The sequence below is a fragment of the Mycobacterium sp. 1165196.3 genome, from assembly GCF_001673415.1.
Classification (GTDB): Bacteria; Actinomycetota; Actinomycetes; order Mycobacteriales; family Mycobacteriaceae; genus Mycobacterium; species Mycobacterium europaeum_A.
On the sequence record NZ_LZLU01000159.1, the window covers coordinates 1 to 8,986 of the forward strand.

9 protein-coding genes and 1 pseudogene are annotated in these 8,986 nt (G+C 68.1%); 2 read left to right on the top strand and 8 right to left on the bottom strand.

Going from position 1 to position 8,986, the window contains the following annotated elements; translation table 11 throughout:
- Positions 1-10: 10 nt before the first annotated feature.
- The 3 genes from A5659_RS17140 to A5659_RS17150 form a co-directional block, all read right to left on the bottom strand.
- The gene (locus A5659_RS17140; protein WP_066865490.1) at positions 11-640 is read right to left on the bottom strand and encodes a CPBP family intramembrane glutamic endopeptidase; all 630 of its coding nucleotides are present in this window, start codon (positions 638-640) and stop codon (positions 11-13) included.
- Positions 641-659: 19 nt separating this feature from the next.
- Positions 660-2,957, bottom strand: coding sequence for a phosphoribosylformylglycinamidine synthase subunit PurL (gene purL / locus A5659_RS17145; RefSeq protein WP_067137863.1), 2,298 nt, complete (start codon positions 2,955-2,957; stop codon positions 660-662).
- Between the two features lie 64 nt (positions 2,958-3,021).
- Positions 3,022-3,807 (bottom strand): helix-turn-helix domain-containing protein, encoded by a 786-nt coding sequence (locus A5659_RS17150; protein WP_067021928.1) that lies wholly within the window; start codon positions 3,805-3,807, stop codon positions 3,022-3,024.
- 124 nt (positions 3,808-3,931) lie between these two features.
- Here A5659_RS17150 and A5659_RS17155 point away from each other — a divergent pair, with 124 nt between their 5' ends.
- Positions 3,932-4,327: a nuclear transport factor 2 family protein gene (locus tag A5659_RS17155; protein ID WP_066865480.1), complete on the top strand. Its 396-nt coding sequence runs from the start codon at positions 3,932-3,934 to the stop codon at positions 4,325-4,327.
- 7 nt (positions 4,328-4,334) lie between these two features.
- Here the strand turns inward: A5659_RS17155 and A5659_RS17160 are convergent, their stop codons facing one another.
- Genes A5659_RS17160 through A5659_RS17170 form a run of 3 tightly spaced genes read right to left on the bottom strand, consistent with a single transcriptional unit; the run spans position 4,335 to position 6,679 of the window.
- On the bottom strand, positions 4,335-4,682 hold the full coding sequence (locus A5659_RS17160) for a VOC family protein (protein ID WP_067021926.1): 348 nt from the start codon (positions 4,680-4,682) through the stop codon (positions 4,335-4,337).
- Positions 4,683-4,730: 48 nt separating this feature from the next.
- The gene (locus A5659_RS17165; protein ID WP_067182825.1) at positions 4,731-6,260 is read right to left on the bottom strand and encodes a multicopper oxidase family protein; all 1,530 of its coding nucleotides are present in this window, start codon (positions 6,258-6,260) and stop codon (positions 4,731-4,733) included.
- Positions 6,257-6,679, bottom strand: coding sequence for a hypothetical protein (locus A5659_RS17170; RefSeq protein ID WP_067182828.1), 423 nt, complete (start codon positions 6,677-6,679; stop codon positions 6,257-6,259). The genes A5659_RS17165 and A5659_RS17170 overlap by 4 nt, the downstream gene beginning before the upstream one ends.
- Positions 6,680-7,025: 346 nt before the next feature.
- Here A5659_RS17170 and A5659_RS17175 point away from each other — a divergent pair, with 346 nt between their 5' ends.
- Entirely contained in the window at positions 7,026-7,382 is a 357-nt protein-coding gene (locus A5659_RS17175; RefSeq protein ID WP_066865468.1) for a DoxX family protein, read from the top strand.
- A gap of 12 nt (positions 7,383-7,394) precedes the next feature.
- Here A5659_RS17175 and A5659_RS17180 read toward each other — a convergent pair whose 3' ends face one another.
- Positions 7,395-8,657, bottom strand: a complete 1,263-nt coding sequence (locus tag A5659_RS17180; RefSeq protein ID WP_067182830.1) for a M18 family aminopeptidase — start codon at positions 8,655-8,657, stop codon at positions 7,395-7,397.
- A gap of 139 nt (positions 8,658-8,796) precedes the next feature.
- Positions 8,797-8,892 (bottom strand): annotated as a pseudogene (locus A5659_RS28585) (hypothetical protein); the annotation flags it as partial.
- Positions 8,893-8,986 lie beyond the last annotated feature (94 nt).

The window sequence follows — 8,986 nt, forward strand, 5'->3', positions numbered from 1 at the left end:
TCCCTGACCATCAGCGGCGCGACGACTGCACCGCCAGCACCGCGATCGCCCCGGCTTCGTTGATGGCCAGGTGCGCCAGCGTGGGTGCGGCCAGGCTGCCGGAACGATCGGCCAGCCAACCGAACAGCCAGCCCGCGATCCCGGTGACCAGCACGGTGCCGGCCACCGGCTCACCCGTCGCCCGCGCGTCGGCGATGTGCGACAGACCAAAGGCGCTGGCCTGCAACAGTCGCCCACCGCGTGCGCCGAAAGCGACGGCGCCGGCGGTGGCCAGCGCACCGCGAAAGGCGGACTCCTCCGACCACACCGTGCCCACGGGTATCCGCAGCAACAGCCACTCCGGGTATGCCGCCGGCGGCTCGCGGCCGGCCATCGATCGGCGCACCGGCGCCAGCTGAGTCGTCGCGGCCACGGTGGCCGCCGCCGAGCAGGCGAACAGGGAGCCCAGGCGCAGGCCGGCCCACAGCCGGGGCGGCCGCAGGCCCAGCGGAGCGCGCGTGACCAACACGAGCAGCCCACCCACCGCGGCCTGCAGCGCTGTCCGCCAGTTGGCCGGCAGCCTAGGGCTGACGAAACTCCAGCCGACCAGGGCGGCGGCCAGCGACAGGGCGCGGATCCGACGAAAAGCCATGTCGGACATCAGGATTCGCCGCGAGCACTCATCCGAAGAGCCGCGGCAACACCGCCTCGGACGTCTCGCGCAATTCGGCCAGGGTGATCGTGAACAGGCCCTGCACCTCCACCGCGTCGGAGGCCTGGTCGACGACGCCGATGCGCACCGCCGGCAGCCCCCGCGCCTCGCACATCGACCGGAACCGGCTCTCCTCGGTGCGCGGCACCGCCACCAGCACGCGGCCGGCCGACTCGGAGAACAACGTCACGAACGGATCGGCGCCCTCGGGAAGCACGATGCGGCAACCGGTTTCACCGGCCAGGGCCGCTTCGACGACGGCCTGCGCGAGGCCGCCTTCGGACAGGTCGTGCGCCGCGGACACCAGGCCGTCGCGCGATGCCGAGCGCAGCACCTCACCCAGCAGCTTCTCGCGGGCCAGGTCCACCTGGGGCGGCAGACCGCCCAGGTGGTCGGCGGTCACCTGGGCCCAGATCGAGCCGTCGAACTCGTCGCGGGTCTCGCCGAGCAGCATGAGGGTTTCCCCGGGCTCGGTGCCCAGGCCGGTGGGGATACGCCGGGCGACGTCGTCGATGACGCCGAGCACCCCGACCACCGGGGTGGGCAGGATCGCCGCCGAGCCCGTCTGGTTGTAGAAGCTGACGTTGCCGCCGGTGACCGGAATCCCCAGTGCCACACAGCCATCGGCGAGTCCCTTGACGGCCTGCGAGAACTGCCACATCACACCGGGGTCCTCGGGTGAACCGAAGTTCAGGCAGTTGGTCACCGCGACGGGGGCCGCTCCTGTGACCGCGACGTTGCGGTAGGCCTCGGCCAGCGCGAGCTGGGCTCCGGCGTAGGGATCCAGCTTCGTGTAGCGGCCGGAGGCGTCGGTCGACAAGGCGATGCCGCGGCCGGTGGACTCGTCGACGCGCAGCACGCCGCCGTCGGCGTGCTCGGCCAGCACCGTGTTGCCCCGCACGTATCGGTCGTACTGCTCGGTGATGAAGGCGCGGCTGCACAGGTGCGGGCTGCCCAGCAGCGCAAGCAAAGTGGCGCGCAGTTCGTCACCGCTGGACGGTCGTGGCAGCCGGGTCGACCTGTCCGCGTTCAGGGCATCCTGCGTGTCGGGGCGGGCGACCGGTCGCTGGTAGACCGGGCCTTCGTGGGCGACGGTGCGCGGCGGGACGTCGACCACGGTCTGGCCGTGCCAGGTGATCCGCAACCGGTCGCCGTCGGTGACCTCGCCGATCACGGTGGCCAGCACGTCCCACTTGCGGCACACCGCCAGAAAGGCGTCGACGTTGTCCGGGGTGACCACCGCGCACATCCGCTCCTGGGACTCGCTGCACAGGATCTCCGCGGGCGTCATACCGGTGGTGCGCAGCGGCACAGTCTCCAGCTGGATCGCCATGCCACCGTCGCCGGCAGAGGCCAATTCCGAAGTGGCGCATGATAATCCAGCGCCACCCAGGTCCTGGATGCCGACCACCAGATGACCGGCGTACAGCTCGAGGCAGCACTCGATGAGCACCTTCTCCATGAACGGGTCGCCCACCTGAACCGAGGGCAGCTTCTTGCGCGAGTTCTCCGCGTCGAAGGTGTCCGACGCCAGCACCGACACCCCGCCGATGCCGTCCAGCCCGGTGCGGGCCCCGAACAGGATGATCTTGTTCCCGGCGCCCGAGGCGAAGGCCAGATGCAGGTCCTCTTGGCGCAAGACGCCGACGCACATGGCGTTCACCAAGGGGTTGCCGGCATAGCACGCGTCGAAGACGGTTTCGCCGCCGATGTTGGGCAGGCCCAACGAGTTGCCGTAGCCGCCGATGCCGCGCACCACGCCGTCGAGCACGCGGCGGGTGTCCGGCGCGTCGGCCGCGCCGAACCGAAGCTGGTCCATCACCGCGACCGGTCGCGCGCCCATCGCCATGATGTCGCGGACGATGCCGCCGACGCCGGTGGCCGCACCCTGGTAGGGCTCGACGTAGGACGGGTGGTTGTGCGATTCGACCTTGAAGGTGACGGCCCAGCCGTCGCCGATGTCGACGACGCCGGCGTTCTCGCCGATCCCGGCCAGCATGCCGGTGCGCATCTCGTCGGTGGTGGTCTCGCCGAAGTAGCGCAGGTGCACCTTGGATGACTTGTAGGAGCAGTGCTCGCTCCACATCACCGAGTACATCGCCAGCTCGGTGTCGGTGGGGCGACGGCCCAGGATCTCGCGGATGCGCTGGTACTCGTCGTCTTTGAGGCCCAGCTCGGCGAACGGTTGCGGCTCGTCGGGAGTGGTGGCGGCGTGCTCGACGGTGTCGATGGCCTGGGTGGGCGCGCTGGTCCCGGGGACAGTCACGCCAGACAGTCTAGGGCTGGGCGGCGTGCAGGCGCTCTCGCCGCCCCAGCAGGCATAGCGGGACCTAGACGCCGCGGAGCAGGTCTGCGGTTTCGGTGTCCGCGGGGTAGAACAATTCGACGGCCAGTTCGGCGAGGGTGACCTCCAGCGGCGTCCCGAACGTCGTCAGCGTGGTGAACATGGACAACCGTCGGCCCCCGCCGACGTCGAGGATGAACGGAATGAGCAGCGACGCGCTCTCCGGCGTGCGCCGCGCTTCGGCCGCGGCAGCGACACCCGGGTAGTCGCGCACCTCCTTGTCGAGCGCCGCCAATCCCGGGTCGCCGGTGAGCGCGACGGTGCGCCGCAGTTGGTTCAGCAGGTAGCCGGCCCAGTCCGGGAAATTCAGGGTGCGTCCGGCCAGGCCGTCGGGGTGCAAGCACAACCGGTAGACGTTGGCCGGCGGCCCCAGCAGCTCCTCGGGTAGGCCGGCGGTCAGCGCGGAGGCTGCGGCGTTGGTCCCCACGATGTTCCAGCAGCGGTCGATGAGGATGCCCGGGTAGGGGTCGTGCGCATCGAGCAGGCGTTGCACCGCTTCGCGAGCCGGGGAAAGGGCGGGGTCCTCCAGCGGGCGCGATTGGTAACGCGGCGCGAAACCTGCGGCGAGCAGCAGCGTGTTGCGTTCCCGCAGTGGTATATCGAGTCCGTCGGCGAGGGTGAGCACCATTTCCGGACTGGGGCGCGAGCGTCCCGTCTCGATGAAACTCAGGTGCCGCGCCGAGACGCCGACGCTCAGCGAGAGATCGAGCTGACTCACGCGCCGTCGCGTCCGCCATTCGCGCAACAAGGCACCGACCGCCGCTTGACTCACCAGGCCACGGTAACCACGTCTGTGCGCTCACGGCGATGACCTCTCAGGTAATTGCGATGCCGCACTGCGCGGCGACACGCTTGCTGCACGCGCTCGATCGGAGCGCCCGATCCAAGGAGGAACCATGACGGACGTCCAATCCGCGCCGAAGTTCAGCGCCGAGGTCTTCGCTGCATACTGGGCCGCACCCACCATGTCGCGCGGCTTCGACATCCTCGCCGAGGACATCGTCGGCTACTGGCCCGGCGATGCGGAGCCGGTCCGGGGAATCGAGGCGTATACGGCGAAAATCGCCGAATTGCTGGAGGCTGCACCCGATTTGCGACTCGAGGTGATCGACAGCGCTACCGTCCCTGCTGCCGCCGAAGGTGAGGAACTCGTGTTCTTGCACTACGTCGGTCATGGCACCGGCCCGGACGGACCGTTTCAGATCCGGGGCATCGACCGGGTCCGCACCCGCGACGGGATCGTGGTGGAGAACGTGATCCGCTACGAGCCGGCTTTCCTGGGTCAGCGCTGAGCGAGCGCTACTGACGCACGACGCAGAACACGTTGCCCTCGGGGTCGGCCAGCACCACCCACCGGAAGGTGTCGCCGAATTGGTGCCGGCCGACCTCGGTCGCTCCGGCCGCCGTCAGTCGGGACACCTCGGCGTCGACGTCGGCCGCGCTCAAATCGAGGTGCACGCGGTTCTTTCCGGGCGTCGGGTCGGGCACCTTCTGGAATCCGAGCCGCAGCCCTTCCGGAAAGGTCACCGCGGTGAACTCGCCGGCGAGCACATCGTGCGTCGAGCCGCCGAACTGGGCGGCCCACCAGGCGGCCAGCTTCGCCGGGTTGTCACAGTCAAAGGTCAGCATCTCCACGTTGAGCGCCATAACGCCAGACCCTAGGCGTGATGGGGCCCGGGCGGAAGGAACGCGCGACTAATCCACCGTCACGAAGTCGGCCATCATGGCCATGTCTTCGTGCTCGAGATTGTGGCAATGCAGAAGGTAGGAACCGGTGTAGTCGGTGAATCGGATGAGGACTTCGACCGCCTCGGCCGGCCGGACGTCGACGGTGTCCTTCCAACCCAAGTCGAACCGTCCCGGTGCGCGATTGTTGCGCGAGATCACTTGGAACGGGTTCAGGTGCACGTGGACGGGATGGTGGAATTCGGTGATGAACCGCCAGATCTCTGCGGTACCGAGCTTGGGACGCGCCAGCGCCCGACCCGGTTGATACGACAGGTCGTTGATCGTCCACGCGCCCCCTCTTCCGAGGCGGAAGAGGAACGTGCGGGTGGCCACGGCATGGTGTCGGTTAAGACCCGCTGCGCTACTGCTGAGCAGTTCGGGGATGGCCGACTCATCGGAGCGGTCGGCGCCGACGATGTCGAATCGCATGACTTCACCGGCGTTTTCGGTACCCAGCAGGTTGACCAGGCGCACGCTTGTGCCGCGCCGGTACCGGCTGAAATCGACCACAACATCAAAGCGTTCGGCCGGAGCGATGTCGATGAAATCGTGGCCGACCGGTCGCGCGAGCAATCCGCCGTCACTGCCGATCTGCACCAGCGCCGACCCGCCGGGCGGCTGTGGGTCTAACTGGAGTCGGTAGCGACGGGCGTTGGATGCGTTCAGTAGCCGCAAGCGATAGCGGGCGGGGTCGGTCTCCAACACCGGCCACGGCGCGCCGTTGACGAGGATGACGTCACCGAGGACGCCATTCATGTAGTCGCCGGTTACTCCGCCGCCGTCCGCGGCGGGGTACCGAAAGGAGCCATCGGCGGCGAAGGCACGATCGGTGATCATCAACGGAATGTCGCGCTCGGCGCGAGGCAGCGGCAATGCGTCTTCCTCATCGTCATGGATCACGTGAAAACCGGCCAGGCCGTGCCACACAGCGGCGCCCGTATACCCCATGCGGTGATCGTGGTACCACAAGGTAGCGGCCCGCTGGTTCATCGGATAAATGTATTCACGCTGTCCGACAACGCTATTGCGCGTCATGCCATCCGCACTGGATTGATCGCCTTGGGGCAGGATGAAGTCGATGGGGTATCCATCGTGGTCTTCCGGGGTGTGCCCGCCATGCAGATGCACCACGACCGGCACCGGCAGAGCGTTGCGATGCCGCACCACGGCTCGGCGGCCGGACCGGGAAACGATGGTGGGGCCGGGAAAAGTCGTGTTGTACGTCCATGCCGCAGTGGTCAACTCGGGCAGTATGCGCAAGTGCGAGATCTGCTGGGTGATCTCGTAGTAGTCGGTGCCGGCATCGCTGCTGACCGGTGCCAATTGCTCCGGGATCGGCAACGGGACTTGATAGCGGTCGGGCAGTTTGGTCTGACTGCGCACGAGCCGTCCCGATTCTGCCGATCCCAGCAGTGCGCCCGCCATTGGCCAGCCGGCACCGACCAAGCCGATTCCAGCCGCGGCAGCGCCCACCCGCAGCGCGCTACGCCGGTTCACCGAATCACATCCTGGTGTGCTGGACGAGAGCGTGCGGCCAGCGGCCACCGCCACACCGATGCGGTCAGCTGAACGATCCCCACGATCAACAGCACCCCGAGCGGAACGTGTAACGCTGTCAGCCGCAATTCCCCCGAGGCGAACTCGGCGATGAGGAGGATGGTCACCAGCGTCGCGACCGCTATCGGCCAGCGCGGCCCGCCCGTCCTGCTCACGATCACCAGCACCACCACCTGAACGACGGAAAGCACCGTGGTCACTTTCGCACCCGCGGAGTGCAGCCCCAGTGCGTCGTACTGCCCACTCAGGAAACTGCCGGCGAATGCGGCTTGAGCCACCGCCAGAATTGCCAACGTTGCACTGGTGGCACGGGCGGTCACCCGCGGCCAGCGCGGGCCGTACCAGCTCTCCGCTGTCATCGATCCTCCTCGTCGTGGCGTCAGGATTGCCGCCTCACGAAGTGACGACGAGGCGCGGCGGCGAAAAGTTACGCGCGCGTGTAACTTTGCGCCCCGCCGATCCGTCCTTGGATACGAGTTGCTGGTAGCGGCCGGCTACTCCACCCGGACTGGATCAGCCGATTGCGGGCCACCGCAACGGAATACGCAATAGGAGAAGCGATGGACCCCCTAACGCGGCGATACCCGATCGAAGAGCCGGTCGGGGTCGCTTTCCGAAGCGCTCTGGCCTGGTGCGTCAGGGCTGCCCGGACGGGCTGACACAGACGACTCTGCTCTCATTCGACCAACCACGGAAGACCCCAACATGCGCACCGCATACCTCATCGTGACAGCAATTGCCATAGCCTTCGACGGCTTCTCGGGCGTGAGCGCACTGCTCCACTTCGCGCCCATCATGGGGCCCATGCGCCGGGCCGGGGTGCCGCTGTCCTGGCTGCGGTTCCCCATCGGCACCCTGAAAACCTTAGGCGCCCTTGGGCTTATCGTCGGCCTGTGGATTCCGGCAATCGGCGTCGCCGCGGCAGCCGGGCTGACCATCTTCTTCATTTGCGCGATGTACACCCACGTACTCGCCAACGATATTTCCGGTCAGTTCGCGTTCGCCGGGTTCCTGCTCGCCCTCAACGCCGCAACCTTCGCGCTCACTCTGGCTTTCGTGTAGCCCTGTCGAACCTCAGAACGACTCGGGCGAAAAGAAGGCCTGCATCGCGGCCGAGTACGAGGCCACGTCGTGCGCGCCCATCAACTCGCGCGCCGAGTGCATCGCCAGCTGCGCGGCGCCGACGTCGACGGTCGGGATGCCGGTCCGGGCGGCAGCGAGCGGCCCTATCGTCGACCCGCAGGGCAGGTCGGCGCGGTGCTCGTAGCGCTGCAGGTTGACCCCGGCCTGCCGGCAGGCCAGCGCGAAGGCCGCGGCCGTGCGTCCGTCGGTGGCATAACGCAGGTTGGGGTGCACCTTCAGCACCGGCCCGGCGTTGACCTCTATCAGGTGGCCGGGCTCGTGCCGATCCGGATAGTTCGGATGGGTGGCGTGCGCCATGTCCGCCGAGGCCAGCAGTGAGTCGGGCAGACGGCGCAGGAAGTCCTCTCGGGTACCGCCGGCCGTGAGCACGATGCGCTCCAGGATGGTGCCCAACAGGTCGGACTGGGCACCGTGGTCGGAGGACGAACCGACCTCCTCGTGGTCGAAGAGCACCAGCACGGGTACGAACGCCCGGGGCGTGGCGGCCAACATAGCCTCCATGCCCGCATAGCAACTGGCCTGGTTGTCCAGCCGGGGAGCGCTCAGCAGGTCGGCGTTGGCGCCGATCACCGTTGAGGGGGTCAGGTCGTGGGTCATCAGGTCGGCGGCCAGCACGTCGGTCGCCGCGACCCCGGCGCGTTCCGCGACGAAGTCGAGGAAGGACGTCGCTTCTGCGCCGACACCCCAGACGGCGTTGACGTGGCGCTGCGGGTCCAGTGTCAGCGATTTGCGGTCCTCGGCCAGGTGAATGGCCAGCTGCGGCACCCGCAGGATCGGGTCGTCGACTCGGACCAGCCGGTGCTCGATCCCGCTGCCGTCATGAACTGACAACCGCCCGCTGATGCCCAGGTCGCGGTCCAGCCAGGAGTTGAGCCACGCGCCGCCGTAGGGCTCTAAGGCGAGCACCCGCCAACCGGCGACCATCCGGTCGGGATGCTGTTTGACCCGCAGGTTCGGGCTGTCGGTGTGTGCGCCGACGATCCGGAAGGGGCCGTCGGCGCCGTCGGAATTCCACGCGACCAGCGAGCCGGCCCGGACCACGAAGTAGCGGCCCGGTTCTTCCGGCCACCGTTGAGCCTCGTTCAGTTCGGTGAACCCGGCGGCGGTCAGCCGCGCGCCGACCGTGGCGCAGGCATGAAATGGCGAGGGGGAAGCGTCGATGAAATCGCAGAGGCCTGCGGCGCTGGCCGACATGTTGATCATCATGGCTGTCCGCGGTCACGGACTTCACGCGAGGTCCGATTGCGCGCTCCTTGCTCGCGCCGCTTTCGGCGCTCACCGTCGCCACGCTAGGTCCGATTGCGCGCTCCTTGCTCGCTCCGCTTTCGGCGCTCACCGTCGCCTCTCCGCCGTCGTCGATGGTGACCACCAGGAAGATCGCCGCGGGCGTCAACGGCGCGAGGATCGGTTGCGGCTGGACGGGGGGCACTCTGAGGACCCTAGCGTGGCGACGGTGAGCGCCGAAAGCGGAGCGAGCAAGGAGCGCGCAATCGGACCTAGCGTGGCGACGGTGAGCGCCGAAA